The sequence below is a fragment of the Methylomonas rhizoryzae genome, from assembly GCF_008632455.1.
In the GTDB taxonomy this organism is placed as follows: domain Bacteria; phylum Pseudomonadota; class Gammaproteobacteria; order Methylococcales; family Methylomonadaceae; genus Methylomonas; species Methylomonas rhizoryzae.
On sequence record NZ_CP043929.1, the window covers coordinates 431,580 to 453,754 of the forward strand.

Consider the following 22,175-nt stretch of genomic DNA (forward strand, 5'->3'; position numbering starts at 1 on the left):
ATACCTCGCGGTTTTTTCTTAGGATTAAAATTCCCAGCTGATTTTGCCGTAAATCGATCGCGGTACTTCCAGGGATGTAGCGGGTAGCGAAATAGAGGACGAATCGCGGTATTCCAGATGGGTTGGAGAAAACAGGTTTTGGGCGGTGACCGACAGCTCGAGGCCGGAAACCGGCTGAAAGGCTAGTCTGGCGTCGAACGTGGTATAGGCCGGTACGCTTTGCGTGACCGCGCTCAGCTTGCTGACGTGGCGCAGGGTAAAGTCCAGTTTGGCGTGATCGGCAACGTCTATTTGCCAGCGTAACGAGGCCCGGTGCCGCGGGCTCAGGCCGGCAATGTCCGGGTTATTAACGTCGTATTGACGTTCCATTTTCAGGTGGGTGTAGTAGCCGGTCAAGCGCATCCAGTCCAATGGCGCCCAATCGGCGGAAATTTCTATGCCGCGGGTGGTAACCTCTTGCTCGGAATTGAACCAATGTAACGGCAAGGTGAAGGTCGCCGGGTCGAAGGCGCCGCGCCTGAACATGATTAAATCGGTGTAATGATTGCTGAATGCCGTTATATCGGTGGAAAAATGTTTATACCATTGAGCGCGGTAGCCGATTTCGAAAGCTAACACTTTTTCGGCTTTCAGGTCTGCGGTCGGAAAAGCGCGGACCTGTGCTTGATCGAACGGCGGCGGAGCACCGGTGGGTACGGTGCCCAAAGCGATATTGGCTTGCGATTCGCCCTGGGTTGGGTTGCGCGACGCGCGGGACGCCGAAGCCCACACGCTGTGGTAGCTGTTCGGCGTCCACAGCATGCGGATATTGGGCTGCACCTGGGTATTGCCGAAATGGCTTTCCTCCAGCTTGCTGCCCAAGGTTAGCTTTAATACGTTGTCTATTAAATTGATTTCGTCTTGCAGGAACACGCTGCCGTTGTGATAGCCGAAGTCGCTTTCGGTGTAGGCTATGCCGTTGGTATTGGTTGCCGCATTGTGGATGTAGCGGTAACTGGCGCCCCACATCAGGTCGTGGTCCGGGTTAGGGTGCAGACGGTGCTGAAAGTCGACGTCGAACATATCCTGGGTATCGGACAAAATCGGCGAATTGAAGCTGACCCGGTCGTAATAACTTTGCAGCATGAACTCGGAGCCGTCGTCCAAGTTTCCTTCCCAACGCGCCAGCAGATTGGCGCCGTCCGCTTTGTCGTCGCCGAAATTCAACACATTAAAAGGGGGGGCGACGGTCAAAGGGTAAGTGGTGCGGCCCACGGATTTTCGGTAAACGTCGCCTTGTACGGTAAAGCGATGGTCGTTGGAAATTCTTTGATCGTAGCGGAATCCGCCTTGTGCCGAGCGCCAGTCATCGTGCGCGCGCTGGCCGTCGGCGCCGATGTTGGCGGCGCGTTCGAAGGCTTTGCCGTAAACCCGGTAGCTGCCGTCGTTATCGAGTTGGCCGCCGTGACGAAAGCCGGCGAAGCCTTGTTCCTGGTTGCCGCCGCCGGCAACGAACAAATCGCCTTGGGTGTCTTTGGCTTTTTTGGTAATGATGTTGATGACGCCGTTAACCGCGTTGGCGCCCCACATCACCGCGCCCGGCCCGCGTATGACCTCGATACGTTCTATATCTTCCATCAGCGTGTCCTGCAAATTCCAAAATACCCCGGCAAACAGCGGGGTATACAGGGTGCGGCCGTCCATCAATACCAAGAGTTTGTTGGCGTAGCGGCCGTTGAATCCGCGGGCGGTGATAGCCCAGGAGTTCGCGTCGATTTGGGCGACTTCCAGGCCAGGAGCCAGGCGTAAGGCTTCCGGGATACTGGTGGCGCCGGAGCGGCGAATGTCTTCCTGGCTAATGATGTAAGCGGCTGCGGCGGTGTTGGACAGCGATTGGGTTTTGCGGCTGACCGACGACACTTGCATTTGCATCAAGTCGGTAATGGAAACGTCCTCAATGGCCGCCGGGGTGTCTGCAAAAGCCGCCTGTTCTATGCCAAGCGATAAAACGAAGCAAGGTAGATAGCCGATTAGATTGCGGTACCCGCGTTGGTTAAAAGGAAACTGCTTGCAAAAAACCGGTGGTTTCATAGTCGTTATTTAGTCTGACGCATATCTCGAACGAAGGTGAGATTGTCCGTCGCGTTGCCGAATTCTTAATGAACTATTCAAACTAAAGGGGAAGATTTACAGCATGCTTTTTCCCTTTGCTTGGGTTTGTGCCGAAAGCGCATGTAAGAATAGACAACAAGTCTGAAAAATCTATAGAAAACTATTGACAAATCGTGTTGCAAAGGTGTTTGACTTTCGGCTGCGCTAAAGCGCCTCCCTACGAATTTAGGCGATAAATATCGAATTTTTTCAGGAGGAACAAGTGTTTGTATCCGCCTAAGTTAACGCCGTGTTGGTACGGTAATTTACTTTACCGTTAGGGCCGGTCTCGTACAAACCGCGTCGAGAATGTGTCAAACTGCTTGTCGAGTTAAAAGCAGCCTAAAGGCGGTTGGGGTAGAGAATTTGATGTGCTTGCGTCCGGTAAACATCCATCCAAGTTTTTTTGATGCGCGCGTTTGCGTACCAGGCGTATGACAAGCAGGCGTTCATCCGGCATAGTGCTCTGCCTGCTGGCGCCGGCTGTGGGCTTGTTCGCTTGCGAAGCGGCGGCGGAATGGCACGCCAACGTGAAATTATTGAGCGATTACCTCTATCGCGGTTATTCGAAAAGCCGGGGCAACCCTGTTGCGCAAGCAGGGCTGAATTATTCGGCGGAATCGGGCTGGTATGCCGGCTTAGGCTTGTCGCAAGCACGCTTCGACGATCAGCTTAATCCCGATAGAGCCGAATTGGAATTGACGCCGCAATTGGGTCGGACTGTTCCGGTGACAGACGCATGGCGGGCGGATTTGTCGGTTTTAGGTTATGTGTTCGACAACAAGGTTTTCGGTTTGACCTCCGATTACGCGGAGCTTACAGCCGGCTTGCATTATCGAGACTGGTTCAGTGCAAGAGCGTCGTTTGCTCCCAATGCCTATAACCGCAGCGTCGAAATCTTTAATTACGAGACGATCGCCCGCTATGATATCCGCGATGATTTACAAGTGTCCGCCGGCTTAGGGTTTCATCAAGCCGGGGCTTTGCTGGGTAAGGATTATTTTTTCTGGAATGCCGGCTTGACTTGGCATCTATCCGCGAATTTAGCGGTCGATATACGTTACGTCGACGTTGCGTTGCAGGACGAACAGCACGCCGACGCGCATTACGACGGTTTTTATCCGCGCGTGCAGGAAAACAAATTTTTGTTTGCGGTCGCGTTGGGATTTTAGCCGCAAATAATTCGCTTCCGGTTTGAACCTTGGGCCCTGTTGCCGGCATTCAGCAGTGATAGCCGTTTACTGGCGAAGAGGATAATGTGTGTGCCCTTGCGATTAGTCTATAACCGAAGCCCGGATATGTTGCTACCGTTGTCACCGGATCACGACGAACACGCCTTGTTGCAACGGATCGTGCAAGGAGACGCGCAGGCGTTCGAGCGGTTTTATACCCTGTACTATCCGCGTTTGTTCCGCTTTATTCTACGGGTTACCCGACAAGCGGACCTCATCGAGGAATTAATCCAGGAAACCTTGTTGTTGGTTTGGGAACAGCCGCAGCGCTTCAACGGCCAAAGCAAGATATCCACGTGGGTGTTGGGTATCGCCTACCGAAAGTCGCTGAAAGCTTTGGCTAAATCGGCCAGACAACATCACGACCTGGATTGGCTGGAATTTAGCGAAACCACGGGAGATCCGCTGGAAAACTTGGCTATCCGTATCGAAACCAGCGATTGGTTGCATCGGGCTTTAGCGTCTTTGTCGGCCGAACAGCGGGCGGTGATCGAATTGACGTTCTATCACGGCTTGTCTTATCTGGAAATCGCCAAGATTTTGGATTGCCCGGAAAATACCGTTAAGACCCGGATGTACCACGCGCGCAAGAAATTACAGGCTTTAGCCGACTCGGAGGGGCAGTAAGCATATGAGTCGAAGTTCGGATACCTTTATGTCGGGGCACCAACAGGTTGTGTTGTTGTTGCCTTGGTACGTCAACCGTAGTTTGGCGGACGCCGAACGGCGGCAAGTCGAGCGGCACGTTAAAGAGTGCGTGCTGTGCCGAAAGGAAATCAGTCGCTTGCAAAATCTGGCAAAACTGGTGCAACAGCCGACGGAACTGGACTTGGCCGCGCGCAATTCCTTCGCGGCGTTGCGCGGCAAATTGCAGGTGCCGGCGGACGCGAATCGGCAAGGTGCCGGTAAGCAAGCGTCTACCGTGCGGTGGCTTAATCGCTCCCGCCTGTACCGTATAGGCGCAGGTCTAGCGGTCGCGGCTTCCTTGTTTTTGGCGTTGTTGCCTGTGCTGCCGCCGCGTCAGCCGGCGGATGTTTACCTGACTTTGGCCTCCCCGCTTAAAGCGTCGTCCGCTCAAGTAAAGCTGAAAGTGGTTTTCTCTCCATCCTTGCCCGACTCGCAAGTGGATGCCGTGCTGCAGCATCTCGGGGCCGTTCGCGTGGGCGAGCCGAACGCGGCCGGCGCGCTGACTGTAGAGCTGAGTCAAGACCCCGGCCAGGCTTTGACATGGTTGCGCGCACGTCCGGACGTGGTATTTGCGGAGTTTGCGGTGCAACCATGACGCTTTGGCGATACCGGTTTTGCTTGCTTTTGAGCCTAGTGCTGGCGGGATGCACCGGCCATCAGGTGGTGCGCTTGAGCGACGTGCCGGCGCACGCAGAGCGCCGGCTGCTGGTGACATTCGTGGACCGCACCATTAATCGTACGTTGTCGGCTAATGCCTTGGACAGCTACGCGTGGCACGCTAGCTACGGGAATTCGGATTGGAGCGAACGCTTGGCCCGGCGCTTGGCGGAACGGCACAAGCTGCAGTTGCTTGCGCAATGGCCGGTGACCGAATTGGGCGTCAGTTGCGTAGTCTACGAAGTGCCTGAAACGGACAACATCGACTTTGCGTTAAAAGAGTTGCAACAAGATAGCGAGGTACAGTCGGTCCAGCGCATGCAGCAGTTCGATGTGCTGGGCGACGAAGCGCCGAAGGCGTACAGTGATCCGTACCTCGGTTTGCAAACCAGCTTTAACGCCTTGGGCATTGCCCATTTGCATAAAGTCACCACCGGCCGGGGAGTACGCATTGCTTTGATCGATACCGGGGTGGATGCGGAGCATCCGGATTTGCGGGGACAAATCGTTCATGCCGAAAATTTGGCGCCTCTGGGTAACGAACAACATGCCGCAGATATGCACGGTACCGCCGTCGCAGGAGTATTGGCTGCGCAGCCGGGCAACGGCGTAGGAATAGTCGGCATTGCGCCCGATGCGCAAATCCTGGCGTTCAGGGCCTGCTGGCCGCAACAAACCGGTAAACTTGCCGCACGCTGCAATAGTTTTACCTTGGCCTTGGCTTTGAATCAGGCCATCCGTATGCATAGCCACATCATCAATTTGAGCCTTAGCGGGCCGCAAGACCCGCTATTGCAATTATTGATAGAAAAAGCGTTGCAACAGGGGATCTCCGTCATCGCTGCGCTACCGGAACAAGATCAGGGCGGTGGTTTTCCGGCTAGCGTACCGGGGGTGTTGGCCGTCGGTTACGGCGACGTCGAGCATAGCGCCGGACTGACGGCGCCGGGCAAAGACATTTTGACGACCTTACCCAACCGGGCCTACGAATTCATGACCGGCAGTTCGTTTGCCGCTCCGCACGTGGCCGGAGTGGCCGCTTTATTGTTGCAACTGCATCCCGATTGGCGAGCGCAGGACATCGGGCGGGTATTGCACGCCAATATGCGCTTAAGCGCCGAGCAACTGAACCGCTTGTTCGATTCGCAAACGTTTATCGCCGAACAGCGCTGAACCAAGCGCTTGCCGTTTTCGGCGAGCGCTCCACGGTGACGGCTATTCGCGGCTATTGTCGCCGTCTTTCAATCCGAAACTTCATCGCAGTTTAATGTTGCTTGATGAACCTTTAGCGATTCTCGGGCATTTACGAACGTTGCAACAACAAAAGCACGGCGTCCGCGGATTTTCTCGAAATGTCCGGCGGCGAGACCATCCACTAAAAGATAAAGGTTCGTACTATGAAACAAACGACAAAATTTAATTTAAGCCTACTGTTGCTCACCTGTGTCGCTTTGGCCAATCCGGCCTACGCCAGAAAAGGAGCGGACGACGTTACCCCGGAAGCGCCGGAATCGGCTGCGGACGATCATGGCGGCGGACACGAAGCCGGCGACGACCACCCGAAAGCGGCAAGCGGTAATGTGCGCAACGCTAAATCAGGCGTGGTAAAAGGCCGGTTTACTTCGCTCATTGACACGGCGACAGTTAAAGGCAGTTTAAAGCACGTGGTTAAAAAAGCCGGCGACAAACAAGATTTCGTCATTAAACTCAAAGTCGGCAAGTCAGGGCCGATTACCGCGGAAAATTTCGATACTGCGGTGGTTAGGGCAATTTTTCCGGACGACAGCGTTTGCGAGTTGGAAGCGGACGATACCGTCGGGCGTTTTTACGAATATGCGTTGAAATTGCGGGTGCGCAAAGGCGAGTTCGACGAAAAGGACGGTTCCTGCGATAGCGCGGCGATTCCGGATTATTCCGGCGGGGCGGTGGTCATCGAATTGGACGAGGACGACGATACCGGTACCGCTAATCAGGCCATCGCTTCCGGCAGCTTTTGATTGCTAACCGGCATAATTGCAGGCCGCCGCCGCCAGTCGCGTCCGGCGGCGGTTGGCCGCTCTTTTATCTCAATGATTTGCAATTTTTATCAGTAACAACAGGACGGTGATGGCCAAAAGAGCGCTTAAACTCTGCCAAAACAGCAGGGGCCTGCGTTCCAATAACGGCGGCCTGACTTTTTGCAGCATGGCTTTGTTGGGTTGCCGCAAATCGAATAAGAATTCCGACAATTCCTCGTAGCGTCGGTAGGGATTGATGTGGACCGCTTTTTTAAGCACCTCGTCTATCCAGGCCGGAATTTCCCGCTTATCGTCCAATACCGTTCGGTAGGTCAGCTTACATTGCGCGGCGCGGGAGGTGCATTTGGCGATGTCCAAGCCGTAAGGCAAGCGTCCCGACAGCATTTGGTAAGCCAGTACCCCTAAGGAAAAAATGTCCGAACGATTGCTGCCGCTCTCGCCGAGAAAATATTCCGGGGCGGTGTATTGCGCGGTACCCAAAATTTCCGTGCGGGCAGCCGGTGCCAGGGCTTCGATTAAACCGGCGACTCGGGTGGAGCCGAAGTCTATGATTTTTATGCTGCCGGTTTTATCGATCATGATGTTTTCCGGGCGAATATCCTGGTGCAGCATTTCCAAACGGTGAAAGGCTTGCAAGCCTTTGCCGATTTGTTCGATGATGGACCTGACGGTCGCCAAATCGGGCTTGGGATTGTCTATCATCCATTGTTTCAGCGTTTGACCGTCGATGAATTCGCTAACCAAATACAAATAATGGGCTTTGCGGGTCTGCGGGCAAGGTTTCAGCACGTGCGGACTGTTGACGCGCCGGGCGATCCAGTCTTCCATTTGAAAACGTTCTAAATAAGCGGCGTCGTGACGCAAGTCGGTGGCCGGGGTTTTGATGACTACCGGTTGCTCGCCGTCCATCGCTAAAAAAACGTGACTGCGGTTGCTGGTGTGCAAGCTGCGGACGATGGTATAGCCGTCGAAGTTCATCCTCGCTTGCAACGGCGGCGGAAACGGTAGTTCGGTTAATTGCCGGTAGGCCTCCGCGGCGTCTTTGTCGGGTAATTCTTCGACCCGGACGATTTGTATGGTCAAGTTATCGTCGCTTTGCCGATGCATGGCTTCGGCGATGATTACAATCGCGGCTGCGTCCAGATCGTTGGCGTATTCCCTCAATGCGTTGACGATAAAACTTTCGGAGGCGAATTCGTAGACGCCGTCGGTCGCTAAAATGAACGTATCGCCCGCTTCCACTCCTAAGGCCTGGTAATCGATTTCCAAGTGCGAGTCCATGCCCAAGGCCCGGCTTAAATAGCTTTGCTGCTGAGATACCCGTAAACGGTGGTCCTGGGTCAGTTGTTCCAAACCAGCGTTTTGCAGCCGGTAAATGCGGGTGTCGCCGACGTGAAACAGGTGGGCGGTAGCGGATTTCAGCACCAAGGCGCTGAAGGTGCAGACGTAGCCGCGCTCGGTATCGTAGCGATATTGGCTTTGCCGGGTATGGGCATACAGCCAGGAGTTGGTCGCGGTCAGCACCCGCTGCGCGGATTTTTTTACCGACCAGGCTTCCGAGGTACAGTAATAGTCCTCCAGAAAGCCGATCACCGCGGCTTTACTGGCTATTTGGCTGACGTCGCTACTGCTGATGCCGTCCGCTAACGCAACGGCTATGCCTTTGCTGCCGAGTTGCGGCTCTTTGGGGGCGTAACAGCCGTAGAAATCTTGATTGACGGGCTTACGGCCTTTGTCGGAATGTTGCCCTATGGAAACGCGCAGTTGCTTAGCCATTGTTTAGGATTCCACCAAAAATAACGTCCTGAAATGCATTCGCCGTGAGGCGAGCTCGGCAATTTCAGGTAGAGAAAATCATCAAGCACGATGCACAGGTTTTCGGGGAAATCGGCGGTGCCTTTTAATTTTGCCGTCACCTTTACCGTTTCCATAAGCTGCTTGGCAATATCGCGCGTATGCAGCCCCACATTCCGGCAGGCTGAGTGGAAAGTCAAAGCGCAAGGACTCAAAAGTCCTTGCGCTGAAACTCTGTCGTGCGGATTAAATTCGTTTGATCGTGGCTTCAACTTTTTTGAGTTCGAGACGTGCCATTGCCAAATTGGCGCGTGAGCGGTCCAGGGCGAGATAAATGAAAATTTCGCGGTTGGATGCCAACGGCCGTAATAAGTGGTACTGGGTTCCTAAGCTGATCAAAATGTCTTCGATGGTGTCGTCGCCTAAATCGATGGCGCTCATGGCTTTGAGTTTTGCTTGTAATACTTCCGTATTGGCGGCCGCAGCAATTTCGACCGGAAAATTTCCGACTACGAAGGATTCGAGCATCATGCCGCTGCTAGAGTCCACTAGTGCGGATGCGATAAAACCGTCCAATTTTTTGAGGGTTTCGACGGTATTTGCCATAAAGATTCTCCTGAGTTTTTGCGGCCGCGGACAGGTTGCCGTCGCCAATGCGGCCGGGATTGGCGATGGGTGCTTAACCGTATTTCATCGTGGTTGCCAGCAAGGCATGCACAAGCTGCATGAGGTCTTCCTGCTTGCGTGCGTCGATCTTGAACACCGGCCACGCATCGCCCCGGTTTTTGAGGTAATGGGTGTATTCGTTTAGCGATGGGTTGGGGCGGATGTCGTTGTGTGTGACTCCGATTACCGCGTGATGCTTCGCCAAGTAAGGCTTGAAGCTATTGAGGTAGTAATCCAGCTCGTTCAAAGAATCGCTTGATTCGTTGCTGACCAAAATGATGAGACCGAGTGCGTTGTTTAGCAGTATCTCGCTCATAAAATCGAACCGGCGTTGTCCCGGTGCGCCGTAAACGTGCAGCTGCGTTTGTGTGTCGATGGCGAGAGAGCCGTAATCCATGGCAACCGTAGTCGATTTTTTTCTGAGTTGAGTATGGTCGCTCGGTGCGGCTTCAGTGGAAATGACGTTGCCGTCGCAAAGTGTCCGGATGGCTGTTGTTTTGCCGGAACCGACGCTGCCGACGATGAGTAGTTTTAGTTTTTCTTTCCAGTTGAATTGAGAGGATGGCCCTTTCGGTTTGCTGTGAGAGGTTTGAAGCCATGGTTGCTTCGATAAATGGGTCGCGATTTCTTTTAGTAAAATCGTAAACTCAAGTGGCGAAGGGAGTTTGCCGTTGGCCGGACGGTGCAGATACCATTTCGCTTCTTTGAAGGGTTGGCTGGAATAGGCGATAAGGTGTTCGCGGGAAAAGCGATGCTCGAAGTCATGCCAAGCTTGCAGGTCCCGGGCATCGGCGGTTGCTATCATCAGGATCTGCGCGTCTTTAAGTTCGTTAACGACTTGCCAGGGTTGTTTCCAATGATGAGCGCGCGCAAAAAAGGCTGTCATGCGGTTGGCTTCCGATTGATTGGCGAATCCGTAGAAGCCGATACGGATAGGTGCGATGAACGGCATCGTCGGATGGAGAGAGGCGTCGTTGGATGAATGGTTCATGTCGAGAGTGGTTGCGTTGCAATTCGAATAGTCGCGCGCAAAATGAGTTTTGAAGGGGGACCTAACGTATTAGCTACTGTTTTGGGTCTGCTACGGGATATTGCTGGAATCTGCTGTGACTGGCGCCATCTTCTTTATGATCCGGTAGCATGTTGGGGGACAAGGCTATCAGAAAATAAAAAAAACGCAGGTAAATATTCAGCATATTTAAAAAAAGCTAGCAATTCAGCGGGAAGCGCAAATCCCTTCCTGCTGTAGAGGGAGCAGCATCTTAGCCGGTCGGGTAGAGACGCTAACGGTTTAGCCCGGATTTTCCCCTGGGCTGTGGCAAGCGGGAAAATCCAAGCCTATCAAAACAGGGATGTGATGTTTGCCAAAATCCTTAGAGTGCTCGTTTGGGCGCGGTTCTCAGGTGAGTGGTGTACAAGGTTAAGCCGGTAAACGCCAAGCCGCCGACTAAATTGCCCAGCACGGTAGGGATTTCGTTCCAAACAAAATAGTCCATGATGGAAAAATTACCGCCCATGATCAGACCTGACGGGAATAAGAACATATTGACGACCGAATGTTCGAAAGTCATGCCGAAGAACAGCATGATAGGCATCCACATCGCGATGACTTTGCCACTGACCGAGGTGGAAATCATCGCGCCGACTACCCCGGTGGACACCATCCAGTTACACAGCATGCCACGGATGAATATCGTCATCCAGCCGGCCAAACCGTATTTGGCGTAGCCTAGGGTTCTGGCTTCGCCTATTCCGGCCAGTTTTTTGCCGACCGCGTCCGGTTCTACCGAGAACCCGTAGGTAAAAACAATGGACATCATCACCGCAACCGTCAATGCGCCGAGAAAATTGCCGACGAAAACCAGGCCCCAGTTGCGCAATATGCCGCCTATGGTAACGCCCGGCCGTTTATCCAGCCATGCCAGTGGGGTCAGCACGAAAACCCCGGTCAACAAATCGAAACCCAGAAGGTACAGCATGGAGAAGCCGACCGGGAACATGATAGCGCCAAAAATGGGCGAGCCGGTTTGCACGGTAATGCTGACGGCAAACACTGCGGCTAAGGCCAGGATGGCACCGGCCATGTAGGCACGGATCACCGTATCTCGGGTGGACATATAAATTTTCGATTCGCCGGCATCGACCATTTTAGTGACGAATTCGGCAGGGACTAAATAAGACATAATTCACCTTAAGTATTAAGTGGGGAGTGCAATGAATTAAGACGTTCACGGGGAAAACGCGCTAATTCCTTGGAAAAACCCGGATATGGGCAAGGATTTCCCTGTTAACGAGCGTTTAGCTCGAATACCTAGGCGGCCTCGCGAAGTTCGAGGCAAAAACAATAGACGAGCAAAAACCGAGCGCTTAACGGTTAAGCGACACTCAACGCCATTGTTGAAGGGAAATGCGATGCGACGTTGCATCGCAAAGATAGCAGCACGCAGCATGCCAATCGCAAAAAAATGAGACAATTCGTAGTTTTTATTCGGCCGTAGTTTGCCGGTACAGCAGGCATTGCACTGAGTTGCGAGGTGTTTGCACTATTTTGGTGCTATTGTCGGCGCGTGCTGCGGTCGGAGCGGAAAGGCGTTGCGAGCCGGTTAACCGGACGCGGCGATGCGGCCGTCGACGATGCGGATTTGCCGCTTGGCCCGTTTGCCCAGCTCAGGATCGTGGGTAATGACGAACAAAGTTACTCCTTGCTCGTTCAACGTTTCCAACAGCCCGACAATCTCTAGGCCCGATTGGCTGTCCAGATTGCCGGTGGGCTCGTCGGCCAACAAAATCGGCGGCCGCATGATCATCGCTCGGGCAATGGCGATGCGTTGCAGTTGTCCGCCGGATAGTTGATTCGGTTTATGATCGGCCCGGTCGGACAAGTTCACGGCAGCTAAGGCTTGGTCGACCTTACGTTGCCGTTCGTTTCTCGAAATCCCGGCTAATAGCAACGGCATTTCGATGTTTTCCGCCGCGGTGAGGCGCGGGATCAAATGGAAAAACTGAAAGACGAAGCCGATGTTGTGGCGGCGGATGCGGGCGAGTTCGTCGTCGCTTTGACGGGTGACGTCGTTGCCGTTCAAGCGATAACTGCCGGATGAAGGTTGATCCAGCAGGGCGATAATGTTCAACAGCGTCGATTTGCCGGACCCCGACGGTCCCATCACCGAAAGGTATTCGCCGGCCGCCACCTGCAAATCGATGCCGTTCAATGCGCGCACCGTTTGTTCGCCGACTTGAAAATGCCGATGAATATCGCACAACTCGATCACGGTTTAACGCTAACCTTGGCGCCTGCCGCCACGCCGTCTTTCCCGATCGACAACACCACTCGCTCGCCGGCGTTCAAGCCGGAAACGATTTCGACGTAACTCCAATTGGACAAGCCCGGCTGAAAGCGGCGCTCGCGTAGCGTGTTGTCGGCCTCTATCAACAATACCCGGTTGTTTTCCAATACCGCTTCGGTCGGCAAGCGGAGTGCGCTGTCTTTTTGCGCGATCAGAACTTCGATGTCGGCGCTGTATCCGGGCAGCAATTCGGTTAAATCTTGCGGGTCTTTCAAGGTGACTTCCACTTCAACCGTGCGGGCCTGCTTTTCCTTTTCCAGCACGTAGGGCGCGATGCGGGTAACCTCGCCGGAGCAGCGTTTATCGGCAAAGGCGTCCAGCGACACGCAAGCCTTCATCCCGGTTTTGATCGCCGCGGCATCGACTTCGTCTATCGGTGCGGAAACCGTCAGACAACTGAGGTCCAATAAATCGATGGGCGGCAAGGTGGGTATGCCGGGCGGCGATGGGGTGACGAATTCGCCCAATTCGGCGTTGACTTTGGCGACTCGTCCGTCGAAAGGCGCCAATACCAAGGTGCGGCGCACCGCCGCTTCGGCAACGGCTAGTTGGGCTTCGGCGACTTCCACCGCCAGATTGGCCGCTCGGCAAGCTGCTTGTTGCGATTTGCTGCCCGTTACCGACTTGTCGACTTGTTCGACCGAAACGATTTGTTTGTGTTGTTGCAGGCGGGATAAGCGAGCCGCTTCGCGTTTTGCGCCGCCGGCCAGTTGGCAGCTTTGTTCTGCGCTGGCGCGTTTGCTTTTGATCTCGACCTTTTGCAATGCTACTTGCGCTTTGAGGTCTTGGTTCCAGACTTCCAGCAATAATTGCCCGCGTTGTACCGAGTCGCTTTCGCGCACGTGCAAGGCGGCGACTTGTCCGCCGGTAGCGGGCGCCAAATAGGCCCGTCTACACGCTTTCACGGTCCCGACCCGAGTGTTGGAGACGGTGGCGCGGACTTCTCCTGTACCGACGTTGTAGGCTTCGACTTCTATCGGCGCAGGCCGTCGGCTGTAAGCGACGGCCGCGGCAATCAGCATCAAAGCTGTAATCAGTAGTACCGGCTGTTTGCGCATGGTTTGCGGATTCGGGGTTGCAATTGCGACTAGGCTAACCCGAAGCGTGCGGTTTATCAAAAAGCAATGACGAAAACTGTAGGGCGCGTGCTGCCGTCAAGCGACGCAGGGTAATGGCGGGCGAGTAATGCGACTAATCCGCCAGCAGAGCCGCAACGGCGCCGATCAACGACAAGCAAGCGGCGGATAAGGATAGCCATTGATGGCGGCGAGCCTGTGTCAGTTCTTGGTGAATAACGCGTAATGCCAGCTGTTCGCCGCGGTCGTATAAGCTGAATACGGCGCTGATGGTCGAAGTGGCGGTTTCGAAATAGTGGCCGGGATCGATGTTGCTGATTGCGTCGCCGATAAACTGCTTCTCGACGGTCTCTAGCAAATGCTGAATGTTGGTGTGTAATTTTACCGACACCGGCTGAAATTCGCCGTCCGCGCTTAAGTAGGTTTTGCTGGCGAAAATACCGGTTTCGGCTCGTTTCAAGGCTTGCCGGATGCGTTTGACCAAAAAGCCGAGCTTGATCCGTTCCGTGGTTTTGCTGCGTCCGGTTGCGGCAATGCCGACACCGATGGCGCGCGCTTGGCCGATGGCTTCCGCGACGTCGGGCAAAAGGTGCCAAATAGTTTCGGTAAAGCTGTAAGGGCAGCTGCTGTCCCGGTGCAGGTGTGCCTGTTCAGCTATATCTTGTAGCAGCTTCAAGATGTCGGCAATCACGATGCAGTGGCGCTCGAAACTGTATTCCTTTCCGGAGCTGCACGCGTTGTTCTGTAAGTCCTGCCAGCTTTGCCGTATGCGGCCGAATGCCGAAGCGTGCTCGCTAAACTCCGCAAGCAGTTCGGCGAGCGTGTCGCTGTTACGGGCTATTTCGGCCTGCAGTGCCGGAATTTTGTATTTGAAGCTTTGGTCGCCGTTCAGGTAACCGCTAACCATACCGCGATGTTGTTGGGCTTGGGTTAACAGTTGTTTCAAGCGGGCGGTCAGTTCGATGCTGCGTTGTTGGCTGCGTAAATTAGCCAGGCGTCCGCAATGGTTTTTGTAGAGCATAGACGCGGCGGCGAGCATCGAGAATGCGAGAAAAGCGGCGAAATAACTGATCATCGGAGTAAGTGTGCGGGTTAATGCATTGCCACCTGAGCCAATCGGGTGAGGTGATTGGCAACCGAGGCCGATTCTTGAGCGGCTATGCTGTTTTGTTCGACCCCGGCGGCGATGGTTTCTATGTTCCGGCCGATTTCCCGGCTGGCTTGCGATTGCTGATCGGTACTGGCCGCAATCGCCGATACGCTCATCAGGGTTTGGTCCGCGTATTCGCAAATGTTGCTTAACGATTGTTCCACGTCTAAGGCGCGGGCAATTCCCTGTTCGGTATGCGTTTGCGTGTTGGTGATGGACTGGGCTGCCAGATGGATTTTTTGCCGGACGGTTTCGGTCGTGCCGGTGATTTCTTCTGCCGATTGTCTTACCCGATAGGCCAAGGAGCGGACTTCGTCGGCTACTACGGCGAAGCCGCGGCCGTATTCGCCGGCGCGGGCGGCCTCGATGGCCGCATTCAATGCCAGCAAATTAGTTTGATCCGAAATATTTTTGATCACTTCCGAGATGTTGGAGACCTGTTGAGACAAGACTTCCAGGGTTTGCATCAGTGTCGCCATATCCTGAATCTCTTGAAACAGTTTGCGCATTTGTCCAATAAAACTGTCTACGGCTTGATGGCCTTCCGAGGATAGTTGGTGTGTCGTGGAGGAAATTTGTTCGGCGTCGCGGCATTGGTCGGCGACGTGTTGAATGCTGGCGGACATCTGTTCTATCGCCGCCGCCATGGTTTCGGTACTCTGTCGCTGGTGTTCAAGTTTCCGGGCGACGGCGCCGGCGCTATGGTCCAACTGCTCGGCCGCGTAGGTTACTTCTTGCATGGAAGCGCGCATGGCTTCCACTTGTCGCCCCAGTTCCAACGCCATGTCGTTAAATGCCGAAAAGGTTTGGCTGGTCTCATCCTGCCCCTGACAGGTCAGCCGGGTATCGAAGCGATTTTGCGCCAATCCCTTTATCGCGGCAGTCAAGGCGTCGTTATCCCGCTTTAACCCGGAAAATAAACCCGCCAACGCCAGCATCCAGGGGATGTTGCTTACCAGTAGCGTCAAGCCTTCGGCAGTGGCTACCGTCATCGGAGAATTCAGCAAGCGGGCGGCTGTCAGCGCCGGCGATAAGCAACACAGTGCGAATAGCAACAGAAATTTCTGCCGGTAAGGGAGGGAGTCCAAAAAACGTCTGATCAATCCCATCTATGCAATCTCCGGATGACATGTCAATCTCGAATGAAAGCAACATATGGGCCAGATGGGAAGGCCTTATTTTCCCGGGGGCAATAAAGCTATTAATGCCATTATGGTGCGGCTTGATCGCTAGTTTGCACTCTTTTGGATAGTTTTTTCGGCAAGGACGGATGGGGAAAATGGCTGTGTCAAAATGGTGCGTGCGGGTGGCTTGACTATGCAGTGACGCTTACGAGTCGGCTAACCAAGCGTCCACTAAATCGGTAAAAATTGCCGGTTCCTCCACGTACAACCAGTGCCCCGTGTTGGCGATGGTTTCAATCCGGGCTAACGGAAAATGCCGAAGGATCGCATCGGGGCGGACATAGGCGGAGCGTTCTCCGGCAATAAACAAGGCGGGGGCGGAATACGCAGCCGCTTCGGGTTCCGGAAAGGCAACGATATTGTGTCCGGTTGCGGCAATGATGTCCAAGTTGATGCGCCAGAAATAGCGTTCGTTTTCGAACAGCAAATTTTGTAACAAAAACTGGCGAAAACCGAGTTCGGGGATTGCACTTTCCAAATGCCGTTCCGCGTCTTTACGGTTGCCCAGGCTATGCAGCGGCAATTGGCGTAGTGCCTGGATCACGGGGTCGAAACTATGCTGATAGCTGACCGGCGAGATGTCGGCGACGATCAAGCGGCGCACTAGATTCGGCCGGTGTAAGGCCAGCCACATCGCGATTTTTCCGCCCATGCTGTGCCCCAAAACATGGGCGCGGTTAAGGTTGCGATTCTCTATGAATGCGGCAACGTCCATCGCCATGCTGGGGTAGTCCATGGCCGCATGGTGCGGCGAGGCGCCATGGTTGCGCATGTCGAGCACGTAGACGCGGCGCTGTGCGGCGAGGCGCTTGGCAACGGAGCGCCAATTGCGCGACGACGCTAAAAAGCCGTGTAAGATGATCAACGGATCGCCCGCCGCGTCGCCGAATTGTTCGTAAGCTAATTCAATGGTTTGCATGATGATCGCTGGGTAATGGCAGTGGGAGGGAGCATTCGGTAGTGGTTACGCGCGCGCATTGTTTGGTTAACAGGTCGTTAAATTTTGCGTCTCGCTTCTATCACGTTGCTTAACTGGCCGATTTGTCCGAGGATTTGGCTCAATTGCCCGGTACTTTCCACCCGAATTTGCATCTGTAAGGTTGCGGATAAGTCTGAGCGGGTTTTCAGCGTGGCCTCGCTGACATGTATCTTGGCTTGTCTCAACAACTGCGATACGTCGCCCAGCAGATGATCGGCTTCCAAAGCCTCAATGATGATGGTTACGGTGTGGTGCGCTTTGTGGTTGCCGCTCCATTCCGCTTCCAGTAAATGCTTGCGCTGTTCGGCGTTCAGCAGGCGAATGTTTTCGCAATCCCGGCGGTGGATGGTGATGCCGCGCCGATGCGAAACGTAGGCGACGATGGGGTCGCCGTTAACCGGGGTACAACAGTGTGCCAAGCTGGTGACGACGTTGTCCAGATCCGCGACGGTTACCGTCGATCGGTCGTTGCGGCGGGGTTGCGCCAATTTAAAAGACAGCGGGGCCAACTCCGGAATTTTCAGCGCGCCGGCTAATTGCCGAGTGTTAATGTCGCCCCGGCCCAAGGCTTGATAAAAATGTTCGGCGTCCGCCATTTTGAAATGCTTGAGCAAATCGGGCAAATCCGGTTGCTTGATGCCTAACCGCTTGCATTCTTTATCCAACAGGGATTTTCCGGCGGCTATGTTTTCGCTGAATTCCTGTTGTTTGAACCAGGCTTTGACTTTGCTGATTGCGCGCGGGGTTTTCAGATAGCCAAGGTTGCTATCCAGCCAGTTGCGATTGGGATGGCCGTTCTTTACCGCGATGATTTCCACTTGCTCGCCCGACTGTAAGGGGTAAGTCAACGGCTTGATGTGGCCGTTGACTTTTGCGCCGCGGCAACTATGACCGACCTCGGTATGGATGGCATAAGCGAAATCCAGAGGTGTGGCGCCTTTCACCAAGTCTATCAACTGGCCGGAGGGGGTCAGCACGAAGACGCGGTCGGAAAACAATTCGGTGCGGAAATTGGCCAGTAAATGGTCGTTATTGCGTTCTTCCAGCAGCATGCGCAACGAGGCGATATTGCGTTCGGAGGCTAGGTTGTGCTTGCCGCCTTCCTTGTAGCGCCAATGCGCGGCCACCCCGAGTTCGGCAAATTCGTGCATGGCTTTGGTGCGAATTTGAATTTCAATGCGGTTGCCTTGTTTGTCCAGCACGACGGTGTGCAAGGATTGATAGCCGTTTTCCTTGGGATTGGCGATGTAATCGTCGAATTCTTTGGGTATGGTTTGCCATTGGCTGTGTGCCACGCCCAATGCGGCGTAGCAATCGGCCAAACTGCCCACTATGACTCTCACGGCCAGCAAATCGTAAAGTTCTTGTATCGGCAGACGTTTGCGCAGCATTTTGCGCCAAATGCTGTAAATGTGCTTAGGTCGGCCGTAGACCTTGGCCTCGATCTGATGCTGGCGTAGCGATGACTCCAGTTCGCTTAAAAATGCTTGAATGCAAGACTCCCGTTGCCCGCGCTTTTCCGCCAACGCCGCAGCGATTTCTTTGTATTGCTCCGGTTTTAAATAGCGAAAAGCCAGATCTTCGAGTTCCCATTTGAATTGGCTGATGCCCAAGCGGTTGGCTAACGGCGCGTAAATGTCCAAAGTTTCGGTGGCGATGAAGCGGCGTACCTGTTCGCTTTCTCTGGCCAGTCCGCGCAGGCGCTGGATGCGATAGGCCAATTTGATCAACACCGCCCGCACGTCGTGCGTCATGGCCAACAGCATGCGGCGCAAAATTTCCGCTTGGTCGGGCTGCTCGGCCATGTCCAATTTATAAATGCTGACGGTGTTTAACCAACGCACGTCTTTAACGAGTTGCGCCACGGTTTGATCGAATTCCGTCTCGATGTCGGCTTCGCTCAACTTGTTTTCCAGCTGCGAATCGCTCAGCAGCGCCGCCAAAATAGTCGGCAAGTCGATGTGGACGGCCGATAAAATCGCGGCAACGTCGATGCCGCGCGGGCGCAAGTTAACATCGGCTGCACTTGCTTCGGTTTGGCCGGTCAAGGCCAAGGCGCGCTTGATTTGTGCGAGGTCGGGGGCGGATAAGTCCGGAAATAAGCGGGTTACGATGTCGGGGATGTGCATGCCGATATTGTAATGCAGGGCATAGTGCTACCGTTGAGAACGGTATCGCTTACAGAAAAAATCGATGCGGATATAAAGTCGCGTAGCCTACCGGGGCGGCAACGGATGCCGGGTTAAAGGTTTTTTGGCGGTAGTGGAATGTGCGGGGAACGCGCCACGATGGGGAGCATGCGCTCCCCGCTGGATTCATGTTTGGCTTTTAAACAACCGATTAAGAAAATGCGGAATCCACATCGGCATTTGCTTAGACGGCTAATGCGTCATGAAGAAGAGTTGGCGACTTCCACGGTAATCTTTAATTTGGAACCGGGTTTGAGTTCGGAACGGTTTTTCGGCACGTTGTTCCATTTGCGCAGGTCGGTGACGTTGACCTTAAATTTTTTGGATATCTGCGCCAAGCTGTCGCCCGGCTTGACCGTGTAGCTGATGTGTTTGAACGTCGGTCCGGTGGAGGCTACGGCTATCACGTCGCCGGTTTTCAGGATTTTCAATTTTTGTCCGGCTTTCAGCGGCTTTTTAGCCGAAAGCTTGTTCCAGTTGACTACGTCTTGTTGGTCTACGTTGAATTTTTGCGATACCGCCCATAAGGTGTCGCCCTTTTTAACCGTATACAGTTGTTTATTGGGACGTTCTTTGGCGGCGGTGGCCTGCTGCGCTTCTTGGCCGGTATCTGTAGAGGCGACTTCGGTATCTTCGCGGCCTTTGATGGATTTGAAGGAAACCGGAATCAACAAGGTTTTGCCTTGTTCGACGGCGTTGTCGTCTAAATGGTTGACCTCCTTGATTTGCTGCAAACTGGCGTGGTGGTGTTTGGCAATCGATTTGAGCGATTCTTTTTTTCCGACCGTGTGATATTCCCATTTGATGCGCGCGTCACTGGACAAGCCGGCCAGTTTTTCTTTGAAAGCATCGGCTTTTTCCACCGGTACCAACAAGTGATGAGGGCCGTCGGGGGCGGTGCTCCAGCGGTTGAAGGCCGGGTTCAGTTTCAAGAAGTCTTCGAGCGAGGTTTGCGCCATTTCCGCAGCTTTAGCCAGATCGATTTGCGATTTGACGTCTACCAGCTCGAAATAAGGTGCGTTGGCGATTTGCTGCAAACTCAAGTTGTATTTTTCGGGATTTGCAAAAATTTTTGCTACCGCCAATAAGCGCGGAACATAGGTGGCAGTTTCGTGGTTAAGATCCAAAGACCAAAAGTCGGCGGGTTGGCCGCGGCTAAGGTTTCTCTCCATGGCATGGCGAATATTGCCTTTGCCGGCGTTGTAAGAAGCCAGCGCCAACAGCCAGTCATGGTCGAATTCTTCGCTGAGCTGTTTTAAAAAGGTAGTCGCGGCCTGGGTGGATTCCACGATGTCCCGCCGTCCGTCGTACCAGCTGTTTTGCTCCAAGCCATAGAGTTTTCCGGTCGGCGGGATGAACTGCCATAGACCCGATGCCTTGGCCGGCGATTCCGCATCCGGGCGAAACGCGCTTTCTATGACGGGCAATAATGCCAGTTCGCCGGGAATGTTTTTCGCTTCTATTTCGTTCAATATGAAATACAAGTAAGGTTCGGCACGTTGTTGTACCCTGGCCAGATAATTCGGATTGCGCAGATAAAAGTTTACTTCCCTGTCTATGCGCGAATTTTCGACCTCGGGCAGTGCATACAGCGATAGCATGCGGTCCCAGATAGTGGCATTTTCTTTCGATTCGTCGTCCTTGTCGTCGAAACGCAATTTGCCGTGATGGCTACGAGTAAATACCGAAAACTTACTGGTAGACGTCGGTGTCAATGAGGTTTTGTGACCGGTTTGACTACAGCCGGTAGCCAGTAAAATAGGCAACAGATAGGACAGATGTCGGGCCGATTTTTTCGAAATTGAGCGAGGCATTGTCTTTACTCTTAAAATCAAAAAACTTGATGCTACCATGGCTTACCGGCAAAACACAACAAACCCTACCCTTTCGGGCAGTATTCGATGAAAAGAACATTCCTATTTTCACTTTATCAAACCCCGCGGGGCAAGCTGTTGCAAGCCATGGAGGCCAAGTATATCAAACGCTGCCTTACCGTTAGTTGCAAGCAGAAACAATTGCAAATCGGTGGTTTGGGGTGGGAAGATGAGTTTGTGGATTGCAGTTTGTACAGGAATTACCTGATTTTGGACGGCAAGGCCCTGGGACATGCGGCTGCCCTAAAGGTCAGTGCGAAGTCGTATAGCCTGCCGATTCAATCCGAATCGATGGATTTGGTCATCATCCCGCATATGTTGGAGTTCGACGCTTTTCGATTTCGGACGATGCGCGAGGTACACCGCGTGTTGAAGCCGGGCGGGGAGTTGGTGGTTTTGAATTTCAATCCCTTGAGTTTATATGTCTGGCTGCAGTTCTTTTTGGATAAAAAGTTCAGCGATCCCTGGCGGTCGCATTTCATATCGCGCGGGCGAACCTCGGATTGGCTGAAATTGTTGAATTTCGAATTAATGAATACCGCCGAATTCGGTTTGGATACGTTTACGATTACCATAGGCCGATTTTCCCCAATCAGTAAACGCATGTTTTCCATGGCTTACGGGGTAAAAGCGGTGAAGCGCCAGTATTCCTTGATCCCGCTCGAATCGGTCGTGGCGCCGGTAAACCGTTTGTCGGCGGCCGGGATTGTCGCTAAGGCAGAACCGCAAGTATTTAGAGATTTTTATGAATGACATCGTAACGGTTTACACGGACGGTGCGTGTAAAGGTAACCCCGGCCCCGGCGGCTGGGGTGTTTGTTTGCACTACAAAGACAAAGAAAAGCAGTTGTGCGGCGGGGAGGCCGAAACGACCAATAACCGCATGGAGTTGATGGCGGCGATTCAAGCCTTGGAGGCCTTGAAGCGTCCTTGCGCGGTAAAATTGCACACCGATTCCAAATACGTGTTGCAAGGCATTACGGAATGGATGGTCAACTGGAAAAAACGCGGCTGGAAAACTGCGACCAATAAACCCGTCAAGAACGAAGATTTGTGGCGACGACTGGATAATGCTTTATTGCCGCATGAGGTGGAATGGGTGTGGGTTAAGGGTCATGCCGGCAATGCCGGCAACGAAAAAGCCGACGAACTGGCGAATCGCGGCATTGCCCAAATCAAACAATAACAACAA

General features: G+C 53.7%; 20 protein-coding genes. 7 read left to right on the forward strand and 13 right to left on the reverse strand.

What is annotated here, in order from left to right:
* Positions 1-24: 24 nt before the first annotated feature.
* The gene (locus F1E05_RS01950) at positions 25-2,070 is read right to left on the reverse strand and encodes a TonB-dependent receptor plug domain-containing protein (RefSeq protein WP_150046304.1); all 2,046 of its coding nucleotides are present in this window, start codon (positions 2,068-2,070) and stop codon (positions 25-27) included.
* Positions 2,071-2,564: 494 nt separating this feature from the next.
* Between F1E05_RS01950 and F1E05_RS01955 the strand changes: the two genes are divergently transcribed.
* From F1E05_RS01955 to F1E05_RS01975, 5 genes are all read left to right on the forward strand, one after another.
* Positions 2,565-3,302, forward strand: coding sequence for a TorF family putative porin (locus tag F1E05_RS01955; protein ID WP_150046305.1), 738 nt, complete (start codon positions 2,565-2,567; stop codon positions 3,300-3,302).
* A 126-nt stretch (positions 3,303-3,428) separates the two neighbouring features.
* On the forward strand, positions 3,429-3,989 hold the full coding sequence (locus F1E05_RS01960; protein WP_150046306.1) for an RNA polymerase sigma factor: 561 nt from the start codon (positions 3,429-3,431) through the stop codon (positions 3,987-3,989).
* 28 nt (positions 3,990-4,017) lie between these two features.
* A complete protein-coding gene (locus F1E05_RS01965) occupies positions 4,018-4,644 on the forward strand; it encodes a zf-HC2 domain-containing protein (RefSeq protein ID WP_190303224.1) in 627 nt (208 codons plus the stop codon).
* A complete protein-coding gene (locus F1E05_RS01970) occupies positions 4,641-5,879 on the forward strand; it encodes a S8 family peptidase (RefSeq protein WP_150046308.1) in 1,239 nt (412 codons plus the stop codon). The genes F1E05_RS01965 and F1E05_RS01970 overlap by 4 nt, the downstream gene beginning before the upstream one ends.
* Positions 5,880-6,103: 224 nt before the next feature.
* Positions 6,104-6,703, forward strand: a complete 600-nt coding sequence (locus tag F1E05_RS01975; RefSeq protein ID WP_150046309.1) for a hypothetical protein — start codon at positions 6,104-6,106, stop codon at positions 6,701-6,703.
* A gap of 69 nt (positions 6,704-6,772) precedes the next feature.
* On the opposite strand, the gene F1E05_RS01980 is transcribed toward F1E05_RS01975, so the two are convergent.
* From F1E05_RS01980 to F1E05_RS02035, 12 genes are all read right to left on the reverse strand, one after another.
* Positions 6,773-8,500, reverse strand: coding sequence for a bifunctional protein-serine/threonine kinase/phosphatase (locus F1E05_RS01980; protein ID WP_150046310.1), 1,728 nt, complete (start codon positions 8,498-8,500; stop codon positions 6,773-6,775).
* Positions 8,473-8,718, reverse strand: coding sequence for a hypothetical protein (locus tag F1E05_RS01985; RefSeq protein ID WP_150046311.1), 246 nt, complete (start codon positions 8,716-8,718; stop codon positions 8,473-8,475). The genes F1E05_RS01980 and F1E05_RS01985 overlap by 28 nt, the downstream gene beginning before the upstream one ends.
* 46 nt (positions 8,719-8,764) lie before the next feature.
* Positions 8,765-9,124 carry a roadblock/LC7 domain-containing protein gene (locus tag F1E05_RS01990; RefSeq protein WP_150046312.1) on the reverse strand — a complete coding sequence of 120 codons (360 nt, stop codon included), beginning with the start codon at positions 9,122-9,124 and terminating at the stop codon, positions 8,765-8,767.
* 73 nt (positions 9,125-9,197) lie between these two features.
* Positions 9,198-10,136, reverse strand: a complete 939-nt coding sequence (locus tag F1E05_RS01995) for a GTP-binding protein (RefSeq protein ID WP_190303225.1) — start codon at positions 10,134-10,136, stop codon at positions 9,198-9,200.
* A 421-nt stretch (positions 10,137-10,557) separates the two neighbouring features.
* Positions 10,558-11,367: a formate/nitrite transporter family protein gene (locus F1E05_RS02000; RefSeq protein ID WP_150046314.1), complete on the reverse strand. Its 810-nt coding sequence runs from the start codon at positions 11,365-11,367 to the stop codon at positions 10,558-10,560.
* 420 nt (positions 11,368-11,787) lie between these two features.
* Entirely contained in the window at positions 11,788-12,456 is a 669-nt protein-coding gene (locus F1E05_RS02005; RefSeq protein ID WP_150046315.1) for an ABC transporter ATP-binding protein, read from the reverse strand.
* A complete protein-coding gene (locus F1E05_RS02010; RefSeq protein WP_150046316.1) occupies positions 12,453-13,589 on the reverse strand; it encodes an efflux RND transporter periplasmic adaptor subunit in 1,137 nt (378 codons plus the stop codon). The genes F1E05_RS02005 and F1E05_RS02010 overlap by 4 nt, the downstream gene beginning before the upstream one ends.
* Before the next feature lie 133 nt (positions 13,590-13,722).
* Positions 13,723-14,682 carry a nitrate- and nitrite sensing domain-containing protein gene (locus F1E05_RS02015; protein WP_150046317.1) on the reverse strand — a complete coding sequence of 320 codons (960 nt, stop codon included), beginning with the start codon at positions 14,680-14,682 and terminating at the stop codon, positions 13,723-13,725.
* 17 nt (positions 14,683-14,699) lie between these two features.
* Positions 14,700-15,866: a methyl-accepting chemotaxis protein gene (locus tag F1E05_RS02020; protein ID WP_150046318.1), complete on the reverse strand. Its 1,167-nt coding sequence runs from the start codon at positions 15,864-15,866 to the stop codon at positions 14,700-14,702.
* Positions 15,867-16,086: 220 nt separating this feature from the next.
* On the reverse strand, positions 16,087-16,860 hold the full coding sequence (locus F1E05_RS02025; protein WP_150046319.1) for an alpha/beta fold hydrolase: 774 nt from the start codon (positions 16,858-16,860) through the stop codon (positions 16,087-16,089).
* 77 nt (positions 16,861-16,937) lie between these two features.
* The gene (locus F1E05_RS02030; protein WP_150046320.1) at positions 16,938-19,049 is read right to left on the reverse strand and encodes a RelA/SpoT family protein; all 2,112 of its coding nucleotides are present in this window, start codon (positions 19,047-19,049) and stop codon (positions 16,938-16,940) included.
* A gap of 260 nt (positions 19,050-19,309) precedes the next feature.
* On the reverse strand, positions 19,310-20,923 hold the full coding sequence (locus F1E05_RS02035; RefSeq protein WP_150046321.1) for a lytic transglycosylase: 1,614 nt from the start codon (positions 20,921-20,923) through the stop codon (positions 19,310-19,312).
* 87 nt (positions 20,924-21,010) lie between these two features.
* Between F1E05_RS02035 and F1E05_RS02040 the strand changes: the two genes are divergently transcribed.
* Both F1E05_RS02040 and rnhA read left to right on the forward strand, forming a co-directional pair.
* Positions 21,011-21,736 (forward strand): class I SAM-dependent methyltransferase, encoded by a 726-nt coding sequence (locus F1E05_RS02040; protein ID WP_150046322.1) that lies wholly within the window; start codon positions 21,011-21,013, stop codon positions 21,734-21,736.
* Complete coding sequence (gene rnhA, locus F1E05_RS02045; protein ID WP_150046323.1) at positions 21,729-22,169, forward strand: ribonuclease HI; 441 nt, start codon at positions 21,729-21,731, stop codon at positions 22,167-22,169. The genes F1E05_RS02040 and rnhA overlap by 8 nt, the downstream gene beginning before the upstream one ends.
* Positions 22,170-22,175 lie beyond the last annotated feature (6 nt).